Below are 19,537 nucleotides of genomic sequence, written 5' to 3'. Positions count from 1 at the left end.
CCTGGGCCGATCCGGTGGTGTCGGGTGGCCTCGGGCTACGCCGTGGCCGCCTTCAGGGGCCGGGACGGGTCCGTCAGCGCCTCGGCGTCCATCAGGGCGCCCGCCTCGACCAGGCGGCGCCCCTGGGCCAGGTCCCGGGGACGGCCGACGGCCAGCAGGGCGACCAGGCGACCCTCCCGCAGCCAGCAGACCGTCCAGGCGGGGCCGGACGGGTCGCCGCGCCACAGGGTGGTGTCGGCGGTCTGGTGGTGGCCGACGTACTGGACGAAGCGGCCGAACTGCTCCGACCAGAAGTACGGGACCGGGTCGTAGACCGCCGGGGACTCCCCGATGATGTTCGCGGCGACCACGCGGGGTCCCTGGAGGGCGTTGTCCCAGTGGTGGACCAGAAGGCGCCGGCCGTACCTTCCCGAGGGGAAGGAGGCGCAGTCGCCGACCGCGTAGACGTCCGCCGCGGAGGTGCGCAGATGGTCGTCGGCGACGATCTCGCGGTGGTCGCCCAGGGTGATCCCGGAGCCCGCGAGCCAGGCCGTGGCCGGGCGGGCCCCGATGCCGACGACGACGGCGCCCGCGGGCAGCCGCGAGCCGTCGTCGAGCACCACCGCGCCGGGCTCGACGCGGGCCACGCGCGCGTGGGTGCGCAGCGAGGTGCCGCTGTCGGCGTACCAGGCGGCCATCGGCGCGGCCACCTCGGCGGGCAGGGCGCCCGCGAGCGGCCGGTCGGCGGCCTCGACGACGGTGACGGCGCAGCCGGCCTCGCGCGCGGCGGTGGCGAACTCGGCGCCGATCCAGCCGGCCCCGACGACCACGATGTCGTGCTGGCGCGCGAGTACGGGCCGCAGCCGCTCGGCGTCGTCGAGGGTGCGCAGCAGATGCACACCGGGTACGCCCTCGGTGCCCGGCAGCCGGATCGGTTCGGCGCCGGTCGCGAGGACCAGGGCGTCGTAGGGCAGGGGTCCCTCGGGGGTGTCCAGCTCGTGTGCGCCGGTGCGGACGCCCAGCACCTCGCACCCGAGCCGCAGTTCGATGCCGAGGGCCTCGAAGTCGACGTCGAAGGCGGAGCCCTCCGCCTTGCCGAGCAGGACGGCCTTGGACAGCGGCGGCCGGTCGTACGGCTGATGGGGTTCGGCGCCGAGCAGCGTGACGGTGCCGGTGAATCCCTGCTCCCGCAGGGCGACCGCGGTCTGCACCCCGGCCATGCCCGCGCCCACGACGACCACGCGTCGCGGCTGCGGCCCGCCCGGTGTGCCCTGTGCCTGCGTCTGCTCGCTCACCCGATCACCATAGACAACTGACAAATTGTCAGTCAGCGGGCGCGGGAAGTGACCTACTGCACACCCAAGCGCTCGACGTCCTGGACCCGCGCGACCTGCTCGACCAGGCTCGTCCCGCTGCCCGGCCGCGACTCCCACTCCCAGGTCTCCGTCAACCGCAGCCGCCCGTCCGGCAGTTCGGTCACCTCGGACGCACAGTGGCCCGAGGACGTCGTCCCGTCGTGCGTCAGCTGCACGTACCGGAAGTCGAGACGGTCACCCTCCCGCGTACCCACGAGACGGCCGCGTACGACATCCCCGCCCGCGTACTCGGCCCAGATCTCGCCGTCCTGCTCGTGATAGGTGAACCGGGTGCCCGTACCCACCTGGCCCGGCGCCTGGTCCACTACCGGGGCGAGGACGAGTCCGTCGAGCGAGCGGGGCATGGGCGAAGGCTCCCTTACGTGTGTGTCGCTCTGCGGGCTAGGCTGACCAGCGTAAGCACTCGCGGGAGTCCGGACGCACCGGGCTGAGAGGGAGGCTGGGCGGCCTCCGACCGTACGAACCTGATCCGGGTCATGCCGGCGAAGGGAGGGGCTGGACGCCCATGTCGCGTACACACACCTCGGACGTCGTTGTCGTCGGGGGCGGGATCATCGGGCTGGTGACGGCCTGGCGGGCCGCGCAGCGCGGGTTCACCACGACCGTCGTGGATCCCGTGCCGGGCGGCGGGGCCGCGCAGGTGGCGGCCGGGATGCTGGCCGCCGTCACGGAGCTGCACCACGGCGAGCAGACCCTGCTGGGGCTGAACCTGGAGTCGGCCCGCCGCTACCCGGACTTCGTGGCCGAGCTCACCGAGCTGACCGGCCGCGATCTCGGCTACCGCCGCTGCGGCACGCTCGCCGTCGCACTCGACGCCGACGACCGCGCCGAACTGCGTGAACTGCACGCCCTGCAACAGCGGTCCGGCCTGGAGTCGGAGTGGCTCTCGGGGCGTGAATGCCGGCGCCTGGAGCCGATGCTCGCGCCCGGCGTGCGCGGGGGGCTGCGGGTGGACGGCGACCACCAGATCGATCCGCGGCGGCTGGCCGGGGCACTGGTGGAAGCGTGCGAGCGGGCCGGGGTGGTGCTGCGCCGGACCTGGGCCGAGCGGCTCGACGTACGGCGGGGTCGGGCCGTGTCGGTCACGGACTCGGACGGCGACGAACTGGCCGCCGGGTCGATCGTGCTGGCCGGGGGCAGCCTCAGCGGGCGGCTCGCGGGCGTCCCCGAGGCCGTGCTGCCGCCCGTACGGCCCGTGAAGGGGCAGGTGTTGCGGGTGACCGTGCCGAAGCGGTACGCGCCGTTCCTGAGCCGGACCGTGCGGGCCGTGGTGCGCGGCAGCCAGGTCTATCTGGTGCCGCGCGAGAACGGCGAGCTGGTCGTCGGGGCGACCAGCGAGGAGCTGGGCTGGGACACGACCGTCACGGCGGGCGGTGTGTACGAGCTGCTGCGCGACGCCCACGAACTCGTCCCGGGGATCACCGAGTTGCCGTTGACGGAGACACGGGCCGGCCTGCGCCCCGCGTCCCCCGACAACGCGCCGCTGCTCGGCCCGACCGCGCTGGAGGGGCTGCTGCTGGCCACCGGGCACTATCGCAACGGTGTGCTACTGACGCCGGTCACGGGAGATGCCATGGCCACCGTCCTGGCCACCGGTGAACTGCCCGACGAGGCCCGGGCCTTCACGCCCCGCCGGTTCGACACCGTACGCATGGAGCAGTTCGCATGAGCCATCACTTGAACATCCTGGTCAACGGCCGGCGGCGTGAGGTCTCCCCGGGTACCGCGCTCGACACTCTGGTGAAGTCCCTCACCCCGGCACCCTCCGGTGTGGCCGCCGCGCTCAACGAAACCGTCGTCCCACGCGCGCGGTGGTCGGCCACCTCCCTCTCCGAGGGTGACCGCGTCGAGGTCCTCACCGCCGTCCAGGGAGGCTGAGCCATGGCCGACGATCCCTTTGTCCTCGGGGGTACGACCTTCACGTCCCGGCTGATCATGGGTACGGGGGGTGCGCCCAGCCTCGACGTGCTGGAGCGGGCGCTGGTGGCCTCCGGCACGGAACTGACGACGGTCGCGATGCGGCGCGTCGATCCCTCGGTGCACGGGTCGGTGCTGTCGGTGCTGGAACGGCTCGGCATCCAGGTGCTGCCCAACACCGCGGGGTGCTTCACCGCCGGGGAGGCCGTGCTGACGGCCCGGCTGGCCCGGGAGGCGCTCGGTACGGACATGGTGAAGCTGGAGGTCATCGCCGACGAGCGGACACTGCTGCCGGACCCGATCGAGTTGCTGGACGCGGCGGAGGTGCTGGTGGAGGACGGGTTCACGGTGTTGCCGTACACGAACGACGACCCGGTGCTGGCGCGCAAGCTGGAGGACGCGGGCTGCGCGGCGATCATGCCGCTCGGGTCGCCGATCGGGTCGGGGCTGGGCATTCGCAACCCGCACAACTTCCAGCTGATCGTGGAGCACGCGCGTGTGCCGGTGATTCTGGACGCGGGGGCGGGGACGGCGTCGGATGCGGCGTTGGCGATGGAGTTGGGGTGTGCGGGGGTGATGCTGGCGTCGGCCGTCACCCGGGCGCGGGAGCCTGTGCTGATGGCTGCCGCCATGCGGAGCGGGGTGAAGGCGGGGCGGTTGGCAAACCGGGCGGGTCGGATACCCCGGCGGCACTTTGCCGCGGCGTCGTCCCCTGTCGCCGGGCTGGCTGCGCTGGATCCTGAGCGGCCCGCTTTTTAGGCGCCCGGCGCTTCCCTCCCGTTCGATCTCGCACCGCGCACCACCCGTTTCCAGCCCGTTCACCAGGGGAGCTCTCCCGTGGGGGTTCCGCTCCGCCGACGGCTGCCCGGTGCGATCCGCGTCACAGGACAGCTTCAGTCCCGCTGCTTTCCTGTGCTTTCCTGGCCGAAACCGCGGGCTTGTCAGCGACGGCTCGTACACTCACCTGCGTGGACACGACCCTTCAGGACCCTCTCGTCGGGCAGGTGCTCGACGGCCGCTACCGCGTGGACGCTCGGATCGCGGTCGGCGGGATGGCCACGGTCTACCGGGCCGTGGACACCCGCCTCGACCGTGTGCTCGCCCTCAAGGTGATGCATCCGACGCTCGCGGCGGACGTGTCCTTCGTCGAGCGGTTCATCCGGGAGGCGAAGTCCGTGGCCCGGCTCGCGCACCCCAACGTGGTGCAGGTCTTCGACCAGGGCACCGACGGGCCGTATGTCTATCTCGCCATGGAGTACGTCGCCGGCTGCACCCTGCGTGACGTGCTGCGCGAGCGCGGCGCGCTCCAGCCGAGGGCCACGCTCGACATCCTGGAGCCGGTGCTCGCCGCCCTCGGCGCCGCGCACCGGGCCGGGTTCGTGCACCGCGACATGAAGCCCGAGAACGTGCTGATAGGGGACGACGGGCGGGTCAAGGTCGCCGACTTCGGACTCGTGCGGGTCGTGGACACGGTCACCAGCACGACCGGGTCCGTCCTCGGTACCGTCTCCTACCTGGCGCCCGAGCAGATCGAGAGCGGCACCGCCGATCCCCGGGTCGACGTGTACGCCTGCGGAATCGTCCTCTACGAGATGCTGACCGGCGACCAGCCGCACTACGGAGACTCCCCCGCGCTGGTGCTCTACAAGCACCTGCACGAGGACGTGCCGCCGCCGTCGGCCCTCGTACCGGGGCTGGCCTTCGAGCTGGACGCGCTGGTCGCCTCGGCCACCGCGCGCAACGCCGACATCCGCCCGTACGACGCCGTGGCGCTGCTCTCGCAGGTCCTGGAGACGCGCGGCTCGCTCGACACCGAGCAGCTGGACGCCGTACCGCCGCAGGCCATCGCCTCGGGACACGGCAACGCCGAGAACCTGACGAGTGTCATCCCGCGCGCGCTGTCCGTGCCGTGGCCCCTGCCCGTCAACGAGGACGAACCCCCGGTCGGCGAGCGGCGGTTGAACCGGACCAGTGTGCTGGGAGCTGTCGGCGCTCCCCCGGCGCCCGCCCCGCCCTCCCGGCGGGCCGCGCGGAGTCCGAGACGGCGTGCGCCGCTCGTCATCCTCGTCGCCGCCGTACTGCTCGTCCTCGGTGTGGGTGCGGGCGTCTGGTACATCAACTCCGGGCAGTTCACGCGTGTCCCGGCGGTGCTGTCGCAGTCCGAGGAACAGGCGACGGAGCGACTGACGGACGCCGGGCTCGAGGTGAAGCACGACGAGGCCTACAGCGACACAGTGGCTCGCGGCGCTGTCATCAGCACGGACCCCGACGTCAGAACGCGCATCCGGGTCAACGACACCGTGACCCTGACCATCTCCCTGGGGCCGGAGACCGTACCCGTGCCCCAGATCACGGGCTTCCGCCTCGACAAGGCCAGGGCGCTGCTGAAGCGGGACGGTCTGGCGCCGGGGAGGGTCACCCGGGAGTTCAGCGAGGAGGTGCCCCGCGGCTCCGTGATCAGCACCAGCCCGGATGCCGGCACCGAGCGGCGCGCGGGTTCCGCGGTCGCCCTCGTCGTCAGCAAGGGCAGCCCGGTGGAGGTCTCCGACGTCACCGGCGCGAGCCTCGCCGACGCGCAGGCCGAGCTGGAGGAGGCGGGGCTGAAGGTCAAGGTCACCGCCGAGACCGTCAACTCGGACGAGTTCGAGCAGGGAGAGGTCGCCGTCCAGTCACCGGAGGGCGGCAGCGAGGCCGAGCAGGGCGACACGGTCACGCTGACGATCTCCAAGGGCCCCGAGATGATCGAGGTCCCGGATGTCGTGGGCGACAGCGTCGACGACGCGACGGCGGCCCTGGAGGGGGCCGGGTTCGCGGTCGAGGAGGACCGGGGGCTGCTCGGGCTCTTCGGCGACACCGTGAAGAAGCAGTCCGTGGACGGCGGTGACACCGCCGCCAAGGGGTCGACGATCACCATCACGATCCGCTGACGGGACGCGGAGCGCCGCGTGACACCCTGAAAAGGTGACCAGCAAGCAGCTCCGCAACCCCGTTGGCGGCCATGTTCCCGTGGCCGGCGGTCTCCACTCCGTCGGCCTGTCCTACGCCCGTGACCTCCTGGCCGAGACCGTGCAGGTCTTCGTCGCCAACCCGCGCGGCTGGGCGACGCCCGTGGGCAGCCCCCGGCAGGACGAGGCGTTCCGGACGGCCTGTGCCGACGGCGCGATCCCGGCGTACGTCCATGCCCCGTACCTGATCAACTTCGGCTCGCACACCGAGGCGACCGTCGAACGGTCGGTGGAGTCGCTGCGGCACTCGCTGCGGCGCGGGCGGGAGATCGGCGCGCTGGGTGTGGTGGTGCACACCGGGAGCGCGACCGGCGGACGGGACCGGTCCGTGGCCCTGAAGCAGGTGCGGGAACATCTGCTGCCGCTGCTCGACGAGCTCACCCACGACGACGACCCGTTTCTGCTCCTGGAGTCGACCGCCGGGCAGGGCTCCTCCCTGTGCTCGCGCACCTGGGACTTCGGGCCGTACTTCGAGGCGCTCGACGCCCATCCCAGGCTCGGCGTCTGTCTCGACACCTGCCACATCTTCGCCGCCGGGCACGATCTGACCGGGCCCAGCGGGATGCACCAGACCCTCGACCTGCTCGTGGACACGGTCGGCGAGGGGCGGCTGAAGCTGATCCATGCCAACGACTCCAAGGACGTGGCCGGCGCACACAAGGACCGGCACGAGAACATCGGCGCGGGTCATATCGGCGAGGACCCGTTCCGCGCGCTGATGACGCACCCCGCGACCGCGGGCGTACCGCTGATCATCGAGACGCCCGGCGGGAAGGAAGGGCACGCGGCGGACGTGGAGCGGCTGAAGAAACTCCGGGACGGGGAGTAGCTTCGGGAATACCCCCAGGGGGTATGTTGCTGCCGAGTGCAGTCAGCCGAACCTCACCGGGAGTACTCATGGAGCACGAGGCACACGCGCACCAGCACCAGCACCAGCACCAGCACATACACGATCACCAGCAGGCCCCGGCCGCCACCTGGGCCGTGGCCGTCCAGGCCACCCTCCACTGCCTCACCGGCTGCGCCATCGGCGAGGTGCTCGGCATGATCATCGGCACGGCGCTCGGCTGGGGCAACCTGCCCACCACTGTCCTGGCGATCGTCCTGGCGTTCTTCTTCGGCTACTCACTCACCCTGCGCGGCGTCCTGCGAGCCGGCGTCGGCCTCCGTACGGCCGTCCGGATCGCGCTGGCCGCGGACACCCTGTCGATCGCCGTGATGGAACTGGTCGACAACGGCGTGATCGTGCTGTGGCCGGGAGCGATGGACGCCCAGCTGGACGATCTGCTCTTCTGGGGCGCGCTGGCGATCTCGCTGGCCATCGCGTTCGTCGTCACCACGCCGGTCAACAAGTGGACGATCGGCCGCGGCAAGGGCCACGCGGTGGTGCACCAGTACCACCACTGACCTCAGACCTCAGAACCCCAGGACCTCAGAACTCGGGGCCGTCGCCGGGCTCCTCCTGGTACGAGTAGCGCTGCTCGCGCCACGGGTCGCCGACGTTGTGATAGCCGCGCTCCTCCCAGAAGCCGCGGCGGTCGGCGGTCATGTACTCCACCCCGCGCACCCACTTGGGGCCCTTCCAGGCGTACAGGTGGGGCACCACCAGCCGGAGCGGGAAGCCGTGTTCGGCGGTGAGGAGTTCGCCGTCCTTGTGGGTGGCGAAGATCGTGCCGTCGGAGGCGAAATCCGCCAGTCGGAGATTCGAGCTGAAGCCGTATTCCGCCCAGACCATGACGTGCGTGACCTCGGGCGCCGGCGGAGCGGCCGTGAGGATCGTCCGCGCCGGAATTCCGCCCCACTCGGCGCCGAGCATGCTGAACTTCGTGACGCAGTGCAGGTCTGCCAGAACGGAGGAGTACGGCAGGGCCGTGAACTCCGTGTGGTTCCAGCAGTGCTTCTCGCCGTCGGCGGTGGCGCCGAAAACCCTGAACTCCCAGCGTTCGGGACGGAATTTGGGCACCGGACCGTAATGGGTGACCGGCCAGCCGCGCTGCACTCGCTGTCCCGGCGGCAATTCGGGCTGCGGCGCACCCGCTGAATCGCGCTCTCCCGATTCGCTTTCCACCGGCTGACCCATGTCTCCATCCTGACAGACCAGGGAGAGTGCGCATGACCAGGCCAGTCCAGATTCCAACAAGTCCGGATAACTTGGACTAAGCATGCCCTTACTTACTAAGTGCGCACTTACTGGACGATCTTCGGCAGCGATGCGATCATTCGGCGGCAACCCAGCAAGTCCCCGTTTGGAAGGAGCCTCTGCGATGCAGGGCGACCCCGAGGTCCTCGAATTCCTCAACGAGCAGCTGACCGCTGAACTCACGGCGATCAACCAGTACTTCCTGCACGCGAAAATGCAGGAGAACTTCGGCTGGACGAAGCTCGCGAAGTACACGCGGCACGAGTCCATCGACGAGATGAAGCACGCGGAGATCCTCACCGACCGGATCCTGTTCCTGGAGGGCCTGCCGAACTACCAGCGGCTCTTCCATGTGCGGGTGGGCCAGACCCTCACGGAGATGTTCCAGGCGGACCGGCAGGTCGAGGTCGAGGCGATCGACCGCCTCAAGCGCGGTATCGAGGTCATGCGCGGCAAGGGCGACATCACGTCCGCGAACATCTTCGAGTCGATCCTCGCGGACGAGGAGCACCACATCGACTACCTGGACACTCAGCTGGAACTGGTGGAGAAGCTCGGCGAGCCGCTCTACATCGCGCAGCTCATCGAGCAGCCGGAGAGCTAGGCAGCCTCGTCCAGCTGTTCGGCCAGGACCTGTCGGCCCTCGTCCACGAGCCCGCGGGTCGGGCAGGTGCCCCTGCCCAGCAGCGCCTGGATGCGTCGTACGCACGAGCCGCAGTCCGTGCCCGCCTTGCAGGCCGACGCTATCTGCCGGGGGGTGCTGGCGCCGTCCGCCGCATGCTTCTTCACCTGCGTCTCGGTCACTCCGAAGCAGTTGCAGACGTACACGCGGGTCACCTCCCGACGGGGCCAAAGGTCGTGCCGCACCAAGACCAAGCATGTCCGTCTGGCCGGTGAGGCAAACCTAACCTTACCCGGCTCGCGGGTGCCCGAAAAGTGGTGTGGGGCGCGGATCGTATGTGATCCGCGCCCCATGGCACGCGCCGGTAAGAGGCGCAACAACTGGTGATCTGCTACTGGTCCCGGTACATCTCCGCGACCAGGAACGCCAGGTCGAGCGACTGGCTGCGGTTCAGCCGGGGGTCGCAGGCCGTCTCGTAGCGGTGGTGCAGGTCGTCGACGAAGATCTCGTCGCCGCCGCCCACGCACTCGGTGACGTCGTCGCCGGTCAGCTCCACATGGATACCGCCGGGGTGCGTGCCGAGCTCCTTGTGGACCTCGAAGAAGCCCTTGACCTCGTCGAGCACATCGTCGAAGCGGCGGGTCTTGTGGCCGGAGGCCGCCTCGTAGGTGTTGCCGTGCATCGGGTCGGTGATCCAGGCCACCGTCGAACCCGACGCCGTGACCTTCTCGACCAGCTCGGGCAGCTTGTCGCGGACCTTGTCGGCGCCCATACGGACGATGAAGGTCAGCCGGCCCGGCTCACGGTCCGGGTCGAGGCGCTCGATGTACCGCAGCGCCTCCTCGGCCGTCGTCGTCGGGCCGAGCTTGATGCCGATCGGGTTGCGGACCTGGGAGGCGAACTCGATGTGCGCGCCGTCCAGCTGCCGGGTGCGCTCACCGATCCAGACCATGTGCGCCGAGACGTCGTAGAGCCGTCCGGTGCGGGAGTCGACGCGGGTCAGCGCCGACTCGTAGTCCAGCAGGAGTGCCTCGTGCGAGGAGTAGAACTCGACCGTCTGGAACTCGGCCGGGTCCGTGCCGCAGGCGCGCATGAAGTTCAGCGCGTTGTCGATCTCGCGGGCCAGCTGCTCGTACCGCTGGCCGGACGGGGACGACTTCACGAAGTCCTGGTTCCAGGCGTGCACCTGGCGCAGGTCGGCGTACCCGCCGGTGGTGAAGGCGCGGACCAGGTTGAGCGTGGAGGCGGAGGCGTTGTACATCCGCTTCAGGCGCTCGGGGTCCGGGATCCGGGACTTCTCGTCGAAGTCGAAGCCGTTGACCGAGTCACCGCGATAGGTCGGCAGGGTCACGCCGTCGCGGGTCTCGGTGCCCTTGGAGCGCGGCTTGGAGTACTGGCCGGCGATCCGGCCGACCTTCACCACCGGCACGGAGGCCGCGTAGGTGAGGACGGCACCCATCTGCAGGAGGGTCTTCAGCTTGGCCCTGATGTGGTCGGCGCCGACAGCGTCGAAGGACTCCGCGCAGTCGCCGCCCTGGAGGAGGAACGCCTCTCCCTTGGCGACGGCCGCCATCCGGGCGCGCAGCTGGTCGCACTCGCCCGCGAAGACGAGCGGCGGATACGACTCGAGCTCCGCAACGACTGCGCGCAGAGCCTCGGTGTCGGGGTACTCGGGCTGCTGCGCCGCGGGCAGGTCTCGCCAGGTGTTGCCGGCGCTGGCGCTGGTCTTAGCGTTCACGGTCACGGGCTCAACATTACGGGGTCGTGTCGGGCGTCCATCCGCCTGCTCATCAAGTGAGACGCGGTTCGCTCGTTCGGGTCCGGTGAACGGAACGGCCGGTCCGTGCGCCGGTTCACGATCTGCCCGTGACCCGTGGTGTATGGTCCGTCGCATGTTCGCGCACTCGACCCAGAACCAGAACTGGTGGTGGCCCGCTCACTCGGCGGCCCACTGACTGCGCGTACGCAAGACTTCGCGAAGGCCGCCCGAGGGGCGGCCTTCGGTGTTTCCGCGGACTTCCGCGCCGGGCCGTTCCTCCCGATCACTGATCTGTTCATCGATCGATGGAAGAGGAACGATGCGACTCGACCGGCTCCTGCACGACAACCGCCCGTTCGCGCTGCTCCGCCGCCGTACCCCGGGTCACGACCACGCCGTGGTCGAACTGCTGCTCGGCCCGGTGAGCACGTACGACCGGCTCGCCGACATTCCCGACGAGGGTCTCGCCCTCATCCCCTTCCGCCAGATCCGCGAGCGCGGCTTCGACGTCCGCGACGACGGCACTCCGCTCACGGTGCTCACGCCCGAGGAGACGTACGAACTCCCGCTGCGGGAGGCGCTGGCCCAGCTCCCCGCGCACGACGTGCGGGTCGAGGGCGGTGGCTTCGACGTCGGCGACGAGGAGTACGCGGACATCGTCGGGCGGGTGCTGCGGGAGGAGATCGGGCGCGGCGAAGGAGCGAACTTCGTCATCCGGCGGACGTACGAGGGCGAGATCTCGGGGTTCGGACGCGCCGACGCCCTCGCCCTGTTCCGGCGGCTGCTGGTGGGGGAGCGAGGCGCCTACTGGACGTTCGTCGTGCACACCGGTGAGCGGACTCTCGTGGGCGCCAGTCCCGAGGTGCACGTCCGGATGTCCGGCGGGACCGTGGTCATGAACCCGATCAGCGGCACGTACCGCTATCCGGCCGAGGGGCCCACCCCCGAGCACCTGCTCTCCTTCCTCGCCGACGGCAAGGAGATCGAGGAGCTGTCGATGGTCGTCGACGAGGAGCTCAAGATGATGTGCACCGTCGGCGACATGGGCGGGGTGGTGATCGGGCCCCGGCTGAAGGAGATGGCCCATCTCGCGCACACGGAGTACGAGTTGCGGGGGCGGTCCTCGCTGGATGTGCGCGAGGTGCTGAAGGAGACCATGTTCGCGGCGACGGTCACCGGCTCGCCCGTCCAGAACGCCTGCCGGGTGATCGAGCGGCACGAGGTCGGTGGGCGCGGTTATTACGCGGGCGCGTTGGCGCTCGTCGGGCGGGATGCGGGCGGGGCGCAGACCCTCGACTCGCCGATCCTCATCCGGACCGCCGACATCGCGCCGGACGGGCGGCTGAGGGTGCCGGTCGGTGCCACGCTCGTCCGTGGCTCGGACCCGGCGGGGGAGGTCGCCGAGACCCACGCCAAGGCGGCCGGGGTGCTGGCGGCGCTCGGTGTCGTACCGGGAAGACCCCGGGAGGCGGGCGTACGGCCGCGGCTGATGGACGATCCGCGGGTGCGGGCGGCGCTGGACGGGCGGCGGGCCTCGCTGGCGCCGTTCTGGCTGCGGATGCGGGAAGCCACCGAAAAGGGAACGGAGCTGACCGGGCACGCCCTGGTCATCGACGCCGAGGACACCTTCACGGCGATGCTCGCGCACGTCCTGCGGTCCTCGGGCCTCGACGTGACCGTGCGGCGCTACGAAGAGCCGGGGCTGCGGGAGGCCGTCGTACGGCATGAAGGACCGTTGGTTCTCGGGCCCGGCCCCGGTGACCCGGGTGACCTGACCGACCCGAGGATGCGGTTCCTGCGCGAACTGACCGCCGAGGTCGTGCGGGACCACCGGCACGGTGTCCTCGGGGTCTGTCTCGGGCACGAGCTGATCGCGGCGGAGCTGGGGCTGGGGATCGTACGGAAGGAAGTGCCGTACCAGGGCGCGCAGACGGAGATCGATCTGTTCGGGCGGCCGGAGACCGTCGGTTTCTACAACAGCTTCGTGGCGCACTGCGACGACGAGGCGTCCAGGGAGCTGGCGGCGCGCGAGGTCGAGGTCAGCCGGAGCGCGAGCGGGGAGGTGCACGCGCTGCGGGGGCCCGGGTTCGCGGGTGTGCAGTTCCATCCGGAGTCGGTGCTGACGCTCAACGGTGCCGCTGTCGTACGGGAGTTGATGGGGCGGCTGCGGGGTGCGGGCACCCTCGGGTGAGGCGGACGGGCGCCCGGGCCGTTGCCCGGGCGCCCTTGCGCGCCGTCAGCCGAAGAAGACGCCGACCTCCTCGTACAGCTTCGGGTCGACCGTCTTGAGTTTCGCCGTGGCCTCCGCGATCGGGACGCGGACGATGTCCGTGCCGCGCAGGGCGACCATCTTGCCGAAGTCGCCGTCGCGGACCGCCTCGATGGCGTGCAGGCCGAAACGGGTGGCGAGCCAGCGGTCGAAGGCGCTGGGTGTGCCACCGCGCTGGACATGACCCAGCACCGTGGTGCGCGCCTCCTTGCCGGTCCGCTTCTCGATCTCCTTGGCCAGCCATTCGCCGACGCCGGACAGGCGCACATGGCCGAAGGAGTCGAGGGTCTGGTCCTTCAGCACCAAGTCGCCGTCCTTGGGCATGGCGCCTTCCGAGACGACCACTATCGGCGCGTAGGAGGCACTGAAGCGCGAGGTCACCCAGGCGCACACCTGTTCGATGTCGAAGCGCTGTTCGGGGATGAGGATGACGTTCGCGCCGCCGGCGAGGCCGGAGTGGAGAGCGATCCAGCCGGCGTGGCGGCCCATCACCTCGCAGACGAGGACGCGCATGTGCGACTCGGCGGTGGTGTGCAGCCGGTCGATCGCCTCCGTCGCGATGCCGACCGCGGTGTCGAAGCCGAAGGTGTAGTCGGTGGCGGACAGGTCGTTGTCGATCGTCTTCGGTACGGCGACGACCGGCACCCCGTACTCGTCGGTGAGGCGGGCCGCGACGCCGAGGGTGTCCTCGCCGCCGATCGCGATGAGCGCGTCGACCTCCAGCGCGGCGAGGTTCTCCCGGATGCGGGCGATGCCGTTCTCCTGCTTGAGGGGGTTGGTCCGCGAGGAGCCGAGGATGGTGCCGCCGCGCGGAAGGATGCCGCGGACGGCGGGGATGTCGAGGCGCACGCTCGCGCCCTCCAGCGGACCTCGCCAGCCGTCCCGGAAGCCGACGAAGTCGTACTCGTACTCCTGTACGCCCTTGCGGACGATGGCCCGGATGACGGCGTTGAGCCCGGGGCAGTCGCCGCCTCCGGTCAGTACTCCGACGCGCATGGAAATGTCCCTTCGCCGCGGGTTCCTGACGAAGGATCAGTGTGACGTGCGCCTCACTCGGCGTCGAGGCTTCTCACTCGTCGTCCAGGCCGCGCTGTATCGCGTACCGCACCAGTTCCACCCGGTTGTGCAGCTGCAGCTTGCCCAGGGTGTTCTGGACGTGGTTCTGGACCGTGCGGTGGGAGATGACCAGGCGTTCGGCGATCTGCTTGTAGCTGAGGCCCTTGGCCACCAGCCGCAGCACCTCCGTCTCGCGGTCGGTGAGCTCCGGGGCCCTGGGCTCGTCGGCGCCCGCGGCCGGGGCGGGCTCGGAGGCCAGCCGGCGGTACTCGCCGAGGACCAGACCGGCCAGGCCCGGGGTGAACACCGGGTCGCCGACCGCCGTACGGCGCACCGCGTCCAGGAGTTCCTCCGTCGAGGCCGACTTCAGCAGGTAGCCGGTCGCGCCCGACTTCACCGCCTCCAGCACGTCGGCGTGCTCGCCGCTCGCCGAGAGGACCAGTACCCGCAGGGCGGGGTTGGACCCGACCAGTTCCTTGCAGACCTGGACGCCGGGTTTGGCGGGCAGGTTCAGGTCGAGCACGAGGACGTCCGGTGCGACGGCGCGGGCACGGCGTACGGCCTGCTCGCCGTCGCCCGCCGTGGCGACCACGTCGAACCCGGACTCGGCCAGGTCGCGGGCGACCGCGTCGCGCCACATGGGGTGGTCGTCCACCACCATCACCCGCAGCGGGCCCTGGCGTGCTTCCCCGTCCCCGTCCCCACTCATGCCCTTGTTCCCGTTCCCGGTGGCCGTCATCGCCGCTCCGCCTTCCCCCGTGCCGCTCTGGTGTCCTTCGGTACCTTCAGTTCGACCTCGGTGCCCTGCCCCGGCACCGAGATCAGTTCGGCGTCGCCGCCGAGGTCGCGCAGCCGGCCGCGGATCGACTGGGCCACCCCGAGCCGCCCCTCGCCCTCGGCCTGCGCGAGCCGCCCCTCCGGGATGCCCGGCCCGTCGTCGCGCACGGTCACGACGACGGAGTCCGGCTCGTCCTCGACCAGGATCCAGGCCCGGGCGCCCTCCCCGGCGTGCTTCCGTACGTTGTCCAGGGCGGCGCCGACCGCGGCGGCCAGCTCCTTCGCCGCGGCCCGGGCGAGCGGCACGGGGGCACCGGGCTCGGAGAGGGTGATCGTCGAGGTGGCGTACGGGACGAGCAGGGTGCGCAGGTCCACCGGGTCCGGCGCGTCCGGTCCGGCCGGCGCGGACTCCCCCGCCGCGTGTACGGCGGTGCCCGGCGCCCCGGGCTCCGGTACGAGGCCGGCGGAGACGAGGGCACGCAGCGCGACCTCCTGCTCGCCGGCCATCCGGCCCAGTTCCCCGGCCTCGCCGCCGAGCACGGCACCGCGCCGCTGCACCATCGCCAGTACCTGGAGGACGCTGTCGTGGATGTCCCGGGCGAGCCGCTCCCGTTCGCGGGTCGCGGCCTGGATCTCCAGGGCGCGGGCGAGGGTGCGCTCGGAGGCGCGGGCGACCTCGACGACGTATCCGATGGCGATGGAGGCGACCCACACCAGGACCACGTTGTGGACGGTGTCGCGGGCCGGGGTGCCGCGCTCGACCAGGTTCACTACGGCTACCAGCGTCGAGGCGACGGCCGCCCAGCGCCAGCCGCCCTTGATCGCGAAGGCCAGCACAGCGCCCGCGGTCCATATCGACGGCAGGGTCGGGCCGCCCGACTGGACGCGTTCATGGGTGTCGGCGAGGGGCGTGAGGAGGATGCCGGTGAGGGCGACCGTGAGGTCGGCGGCGAGGAAGCGCTTGGTGCAACTGGCCGCGTTCGCGACCCAGGGCAGGGTGGCCAGGGTCCAGACGAACAGGACGCAGTAGTAGGCGACGGCGACCCAGGGACGCTGGAACCCGTCGTAGGCGGTGGCGAAGAACCCCACCGCGTACAGCATGGTGAGCACCCGGTAGCCGGCCAGCGCACGCCACAGCGGCTGCTCGACCGACATCCGCGCGATCCTCGGACGTCCGGTCCGCCGACGCCCGGCCGTCTCATCCACGGCCGCCTCGTCTACGGCCTTCTCACGTACGGCCATGTCCCCCGCCCATCCCCGAACCCGCCCCCAGGTACTGCTACTTGGTGCCCAACCGTTCCTTCTCCAGGGCCTTCTGCGCCTGCTTCTCCGCCAGTTTCTCCGCCTTCGCGGCTTCCGCGATCCGGCGCTTGGCGGCCGACGCGTAGATGTCGACGTACTCCTGGCCGGAGAGCTTCATGATCTCGTACATGACCTCGTCGGTCACGGCCCGGAGTACGAAACGGTCGTGTTCCATGCCCTGGTACCGGCTGAAGTCGAGCGGCTTGCCGATGCGGATGCCGGGGCGCATCAGCTTGGGCATCACCTTGCCCGGCGGCTGGATCTTCTCGGTGTCGATCATCGCCACGGGGATGACCGGCGCCCCGGTGGCCAGCGCCACGCGCGCGAGGCCGCCGGGCTTGCCCCGGTAGAGGCGGCCGTCGGGCGAGCGCGTGCCCTCCGGGTAGATACCGAACAGCTCACCGCGCTCGATGACCTCGACACCGCTTTTGATCGCGGCCTCACCCGCGCCGCGCGCCCCCGAGCGGTCCACCGGGAGCTGGCCGACGCCCTTGAAGAAGGCGGCGGTCATCCTGCCCTTGAGGCCGGGCGTCGTGAAGTACTCGGCCTTCGCGATGAAGGTGACCTTGCGGTCGAGGACCGCGGGGAGGAAGAACGAGTCGGAGAAGGACAGGTGATTGCTCGCCAGGATCCCCGGGCCGTCGGCCGGAACGTTCTCCAGGCCTTCCACCCAGGGCCTGAAGGCGACCTTCAGCGGGACCCCGACGGAAAGCTTCATCGCGCCGTACAACAACCGACTGCCTCCTGTGTCTGTGGATCAGACCTTATCCCGCGGCACTGTCAAAGAACCCGACGGCCCTGGTCGGTGTCAGTGCGGTCGCGTACGGTGAAGTACGCCTCGAAGCCTCGTGGCTTCCACGCGTGATCACCCACCCCAGTCACCCACCCCATGAACAGGAGACCGATGGTGCCGGTCCTGCCTGGAGCCGAGCCGTACCGCCATGAGGGCGGAGAGGTCGGAGTCCTCCTCTGCCACGGTTTCACCGGTTCCCCGCAGTCGTTGCGCCCCTGGGCGGAGTACCTCGCCGAGCGCGGCCTGACCGTCTCGCTGCCCCTGCTGCCCGGGCACGGCACGCGCTGGGAGGACATGCAGCTCACCGGCTGGCAGGACTGGTACGCGGAGGTGGACCGCGAGCTGCGCGCCCTGCTGGAGCGCTGCACCCAGGTGTTCGTCTTCGGCCTCTCGATGGGCGGCGCGCTCACCCTGCGGCTCGCCGCGCGGTACGGCGACCGGATCAGCGGCATCGTGGTCGTCAACCCGGCGAACAAGGTGCACGGCCTTGCCGCGTACGCCCTTCCGGTGGTGCGTCATCTGGTGCCCTCGGTGCCCGGCATCGTGAGCGACATAAAGAAGGAGGGCGTCGCGGAGGTCGGATACCCCAGGGTTCCGCTGCACGCGGCGCACTCGATGCGGAGGTTCTACCGCCTGGTCGACGGCGAGCTGCCGCAGGTCACCCAGCCGATGCTGCTGCTGCACAGCCGCGCCGACCATGTGGTGCCGCCGGCCGACTCGGCCCGGGTGCTCAGCCGGGTGTCGTCCACGGACGTGACGGAGATCGTGCTGGAACAGAGCTACCACGTCGCGACGTTGGACCATGATGCGGACAGGATCTTCGAGGAGAGCCACGCGTTCGTCCTCCGGCTCGCACCCGCGGCCGGTAAGGGGTCCGGGGAGTCGAAGGACTCGGTGGGGCTGGGAGACCAAGTGGGGCAGCAGGAAGGGACGGCCACGGGTGGCTGAGCACGACTCCGACCGCGAGCCGGAGGAGAAGGGCGTGCCCTTCGACGAGGCGGCCGCGTGGGCCGCGATCGTGGACGCGTACGGCGACGAGCCGCCGGACCCGCCCGGCGCCAAGCCGTTCAAGTCCGTCGAGGACCTGGCGCTGCTCGAGCCGGACACGAACGACGACACCGACGACACCGTCGACCCCGATCCCAAGGGCAACGCCGACAAGGTGGCCAAGGGCGACGGGCAGCCCGCGAAGCCGCTGGGCAGCTCCGTCGCCTTCGCCCCGGGCGTCGGCGGCCCGCGCGACTACACGTCCTCCGACGCGTCGGAGGACGACTTCGACGATGGCGACGAGGGCCACTTCGTGCCGCCGGAGCCGCCTCCGCTGCCGTCCTCCGACACGACCGCCCGGTTCGCCTGGCTGGCGGTGCTCGGCGGTCCGGTTCTGCTGATGCTCGCCGTGCTGCTGGGCTGGGACATGACCTGGTGGCTGACGACGCTGGGCATCGGCGGCTTCCTCGGCGGGTTCGCGACGCTGGTGATGCGGATGCAGGGCGACGAGGACGAGGAGGATCCGGGGCGGGGTGCCGTGGTCTGACGACCGCGGTCCGGCTCCGGGGACGTTTCCAGGACGCGTCTTGAGCGTCTGAAGCACAAGAATTCTGAGGGCGGCCAGGACCGGAAGGTGGTCCGTGGCCGCCCTCGGGCAGTTCCCCCCGACGCCGGACTTTGCCCGGCGGGCCGGGCTCAGGATGCCGGTACCCGCAGTGCCGCCAGCACGGGCAGGTGATCCGTCGCCGCCCTCAGGTCCGACGCCAGCACCCCCGGGTGCCCCGTCGGCACCCCGCAGCCGAGGACCTCGATGCCCGGCGTGGCCAGGATCGCGTCGATCCGCTGGTGCGGGTCGGTGGGCGTCGAGGTGTACTCCGTACCCCAGGGGGCGGTGGTCCAGCAGTCCTGGAGGCCGGTGGCCAGGCGCCGGAAGCTGCGGCCGGTGGGGCGTTCGTTGAGGTCGCCGCCCGCGACCGCGTGCGGTACGTCCAGCGCGGCGAGGCGGTCGAGGAGCAGGCCGGACTGCTCGTACCGTTCGTCCTTCTCCAGGCTGAGGTGACAGCTCAGGACGCCGAGCCGGGCGCCCCCGAAGCGGACGACCGCCGTCGCGAAGCCGCGTCGGTGCTGACCGGGGGTGAGCGGAAGGAGGACGTCGTCGGTGCGTTCGACGGTCGCGCGCAGGGAGCAGAGGAGGGCGGGGCCGGCTGCGGTGGCGCCGCCGGAGAGGAGCACCTGGCCGGAGGCCGCCGCGAGGCGGGAGAGTTTCTTGCGCCAGCGGAAGAAGCGGGGGGCTTCCTGGATGAGGACGAGGTCGGGGGCACAGGCGGTGATGACTCGGGCGAGGGCGGTGGTGTCGTCGCGCATCGAGCGGATGTTGTAGCTGAGCACTCGGATGACGGCGGAACCGTCGGGGTCCGTGCGGGGGGTGGGGAGCGGGGGGTTGGTCGCCATGTTGGTCAAGATACGGAGGCCGGTTGCGGGAAATGCCGGGAACTCGCCGTTCGGGGTGCGGTAGTTGACCGTCTGACGGCCCGCTGTGGCTTGTCGCGCCCGC

General features: G+C 70.9%; 20 protein-coding genes and 1 riboswitch. Of the genes, 10 read left to right on the top strand and 10 right to left on the bottom strand.

The features are described 5' to 3' along the window. Positions 1–35: 35 nt before the first annotated feature. Both ACW4TU_RS33955 and ACW4TU_RS33950 read right to left on the bottom strand, forming a co-directional pair. Entirely contained in the window at positions 36–1,274 is a 1,239-nt protein-coding gene (locus tag ACW4TU_RS33955; RefSeq protein WP_457419500.1) for an NAD(P)/FAD-dependent oxidoreductase, read from the bottom strand. 53 nt (positions 1,275–1,327) lie between these two features. Continuing rightward, positions 1,328–1,699: an avidin-fold protein gene (locus ACW4TU_RS33950; protein ID WP_457419498.1), complete on the bottom strand. Its 372-nt coding sequence runs from the start codon at positions 1,697–1,699 to the stop codon at positions 1,328–1,330. A gap of 51 nt (positions 1,700–1,750) precedes the next feature. After that, a riboswitch (TPP riboswitch) is annotated at positions 1,751–1,863 on the top strand. On the opposite strand from ACW4TU_RS33950, the gene thiO reads away from it, so the two are divergent. The 6 genes from thiO (at position 1,861) to ACW4TU_RS33920 (ending at position 7,684) form a co-directional block, all read left to right on the top strand. Next, entirely contained in the window at positions 1,861–3,024 is a 1,164-nt protein-coding gene (gene thiO, locus ACW4TU_RS33945) for a glycine oxidase ThiO (RefSeq protein ID WP_457419497.1), read from the top strand. (Overlaps the previous riboswitch by 3 nt.) A gap of 8 nt (positions 3,025–3,032) precedes the next feature. After that, positions 3,033–3,233 carry a sulfur carrier protein ThiS gene (thiS, locus tag ACW4TU_RS33940; protein WP_457430466.1) on the top strand — a complete coding sequence of 67 codons (201 nt, stop codon included), beginning with the start codon at positions 3,033–3,035 and terminating at the stop codon, positions 3,231–3,233. Between the two features lie 3 nt (positions 3,234–3,236). Continuing rightward, positions 3,237–4,031, top strand: a complete 795-nt coding sequence (locus ACW4TU_RS33935) for a thiazole synthase (protein WP_457419496.1) — start codon at positions 3,237–3,239, stop codon at positions 4,029–4,031. 209 nt (positions 4,032–4,240) lie between these two features. Beyond that, positions 4,241–6,199 (top strand): Stk1 family PASTA domain-containing Ser/Thr kinase, encoded by a 1,959-nt coding sequence (gene pknB, locus ACW4TU_RS33930; protein ID WP_457419494.1) that lies wholly within the window; start codon positions 4,241–4,243, stop codon positions 6,197–6,199. Between the two features lie 34 nt (positions 6,200–6,233). Continuing rightward, positions 6,234–7,106 carry a deoxyribonuclease IV gene (locus ACW4TU_RS33925; protein ID WP_457419492.1) on the top strand — a complete coding sequence of 291 codons (873 nt, stop codon included), beginning with the start codon at positions 6,234–6,236 and terminating at the stop codon, positions 7,104–7,106. Positions 7,107–7,174: 68 nt separating this feature from the next. Next, complete coding sequence (locus ACW4TU_RS33920) at positions 7,175–7,684, top strand: DUF4396 domain-containing protein (RefSeq protein ID WP_457419490.1); 510 nt, start codon at positions 7,175–7,177, stop codon at positions 7,682–7,684. Positions 7,685–7,709: 25 nt separating this feature from the next. Here ACW4TU_RS33920 and ACW4TU_RS33915 read toward each other — a convergent pair whose 3' ends face one another. Beyond that, complete coding sequence (locus ACW4TU_RS33915; protein WP_457419488.1) at positions 7,710–8,357, bottom strand: sulfite oxidase-like oxidoreductase; 648 nt, start codon at positions 8,355–8,357, stop codon at positions 7,710–7,712. A 184-nt stretch (positions 8,358–8,541) separates the two neighbouring features. Between ACW4TU_RS33915 and bfr the strand changes: the two genes are divergently transcribed. Beyond that, positions 8,542–9,021, top strand: a complete 480-nt coding sequence (gene bfr / locus ACW4TU_RS33910) for a bacterioferritin (protein WP_164314527.1) — start codon at positions 8,542–8,544, stop codon at positions 9,019–9,021. Here bfr and ACW4TU_RS33905 read toward each other — a convergent pair. Both ACW4TU_RS33905 and ACW4TU_RS33900 read right to left on the bottom strand, forming a co-directional pair. Beyond that, positions 9,018–9,254 (bottom strand): (2Fe-2S)-binding protein, encoded by a 237-nt coding sequence (locus ACW4TU_RS33905; RefSeq protein ID WP_457419486.1) that lies wholly within the window; start codon positions 9,252–9,254, stop codon positions 9,018–9,020. The two genes, bfr and ACW4TU_RS33905, sit on opposite strands and share 4 nt — an antisense overlap. 176 nt (positions 9,255–9,430) lie before the next feature. Further along, a complete protein-coding gene (locus tag ACW4TU_RS33900) occupies positions 9,431–10,783 on the bottom strand; it encodes a class II 3-deoxy-7-phosphoheptulonate synthase (protein ID WP_457419484.1) in 1,353 nt (450 codons plus the stop codon). Between the two features lie 334 nt (positions 10,784–11,117). Between ACW4TU_RS33900 and ACW4TU_RS33895 the strand changes: the two genes are divergently transcribed. Beyond that, the gene (locus tag ACW4TU_RS33895; protein ID WP_457419482.1) at positions 11,118–12,989 is read left to right on the top strand and encodes an anthranilate synthase family protein; all 1,872 of its coding nucleotides are present in this window, start codon (positions 11,118–11,120) and stop codon (positions 12,987–12,989) included. Between the two features lie 45 nt (positions 12,990–13,034). On the opposite strand, the gene ACW4TU_RS33890 is transcribed toward ACW4TU_RS33895, so the two are convergent. The 4 genes from ACW4TU_RS33890 to ACW4TU_RS33875 all read right to left on the bottom strand — a co-directional run bounded on the left by ACW4TU_RS33890 (position 13,035) and on the right by ACW4TU_RS33875 (position 16,920). Next, the gene (locus tag ACW4TU_RS33890) at positions 13,035–14,063 is read right to left on the bottom strand and encodes a 6-phosphofructokinase (protein WP_457419480.1); all 1,029 of its coding nucleotides are present in this window, start codon (positions 14,061–14,063) and stop codon (positions 13,035–13,037) included. 73 nt (positions 14,064–14,136) lie between these two features. Continuing rightward, positions 14,137–14,784 carry a response regulator gene (locus ACW4TU_RS33885; RefSeq protein WP_457430464.1) on the bottom strand — a complete coding sequence of 216 codons (648 nt, stop codon included), beginning with the start codon at positions 14,782–14,784 and terminating at the stop codon, positions 14,137–14,139. Positions 14,785–14,858: 74 nt separating this feature from the next. Beyond that, on the bottom strand, positions 14,859–16,055 hold the full coding sequence (macS, locus tag ACW4TU_RS33880) for a MacS family sensor histidine kinase (RefSeq protein WP_457430462.1): 1,197 nt from the start codon (positions 16,053–16,055) through the stop codon (positions 14,859–14,861). A 124-nt stretch (positions 16,056–16,179) separates the two neighbouring features. After that, entirely contained in the window at positions 16,180–16,920 is a 741-nt protein-coding gene (locus ACW4TU_RS33875) for a lysophospholipid acyltransferase family protein (protein ID WP_457419478.1), read from the bottom strand. Between the two features lie 189 nt (positions 16,921–17,109). Here ACW4TU_RS33875 and ACW4TU_RS33870 point away from each other — a divergent pair, with 189 nt between their 5' ends. Both ACW4TU_RS33870 and ACW4TU_RS33865 read left to right on the top strand, forming a co-directional pair. Continuing rightward, positions 17,110–17,943: an alpha/beta hydrolase gene (locus tag ACW4TU_RS33870; protein ID WP_457430460.1), complete on the top strand. Its 834-nt coding sequence runs from the start codon at positions 17,110–17,112 to the stop codon at positions 17,941–17,943. Continuing rightward, positions 17,936–18,529, top strand: a complete 594-nt coding sequence (locus tag ACW4TU_RS33865; protein WP_457419476.1) for a hypothetical protein — start codon at positions 17,936–17,938, stop codon at positions 18,527–18,529. Before ACW4TU_RS33870 ends, ACW4TU_RS33865 begins: the two co-directional genes overlap by 8 nt. 149 nt (positions 18,530–18,678) lie before the next feature. Here ACW4TU_RS33865 and ACW4TU_RS33860 read toward each other — a convergent pair whose 3' ends face one another. Then, positions 18,679–19,434 carry an endonuclease/exonuclease/phosphatase family protein gene (locus ACW4TU_RS33860; RefSeq protein WP_457419474.1) on the bottom strand — a complete coding sequence of 252 codons (756 nt, stop codon included), beginning with the start codon at positions 19,432–19,434 and terminating at the stop codon, positions 18,679–18,681. Between the last annotated feature and the right edge of the window lie 103 nt (positions 19,435–19,537).

Source organism: Streptomyces kryoterrae, assembly GCF_054072135.1.
Note: the sequence above shows the minus strand (reverse complement) of the source record. Positions and strands in the feature narration are given on the sequence as shown.

Coding starts and splice junctions, on each gene's coding strand:
- ACW4TU_RS33950 (WP_457419498.1), bottom strand. CDS start 1,699: ATGCCCCGCTCGCTCGACGGACTCGTCCTCGCCCCGGTAGTGGACCAG.
- thiO (WP_457419497.1), top strand. CDS start 1,861: ATGTCGCGTACACACACCTCGGACGTCGTTGTCGTCGGGGGCGGGATC.
- ACW4TU_RS33935 (WP_457419496.1), top strand. CDS start 3,237: ATGGCCGACGATCCCTTTGTCCTCGGGGGTACGACCTTCACGTCCCGG.
- ACW4TU_RS33920 (WP_457419490.1), top strand. CDS start 7,175: ATGGAGCACGAGGCACACGCGCACCAGCACCAGCACCAGCACCAGCAC.
- ACW4TU_RS33915 (WP_457419488.1), bottom strand. CDS start 8,357: ATGGGTCAGCCGGTGGAAAGCGAATCGGGAGAGCGCGATTCAGCGGGT.
- bfr (WP_164314527.1), top strand. CDS start 8,542: ATGCAGGGCGACCCCGAGGTCCTCGAATTCCTCAACGAGCAGCTGACC.
- ACW4TU_RS33895 (WP_457419482.1), top strand. CDS start 11,118: ATGCGACTCGACCGGCTCCTGCACGACAACCGCCCGTTCGCGCTGCTC.
- ACW4TU_RS33890 (WP_457419480.1), bottom strand. CDS start 14,063: ATGCGCGTCGGAGTACTGACCGGAGGCGGCGACTGCCCCGGGCTCAAC.
- ACW4TU_RS33885 (WP_457430464.1), bottom strand. CDS start 14,784: ATGGTGGTGGACGACCACCCCATGTGGCGCGACGCGGTCGCCCGCGAC.
- macS (WP_457430462.1), bottom strand. CDS start 16,055: ATGTCGGTCGAGCAGCCGCTGTGGCGTGCGCTGGCCGGCTACCGGGTG.
- ACW4TU_RS33875 (WP_457419478.1), bottom strand. CDS start 16,920: ATGAAGCTTTCCGTCGGGGTCCCGCTGAAGGTCGCCTTCAGGCCCTGG.
- ACW4TU_RS33860 (WP_457419474.1), bottom strand. CDS start 19,434: ATGGCGACCAACCCCCCGCTCCCCACCCCCCGCACGGACCCCGACGGT.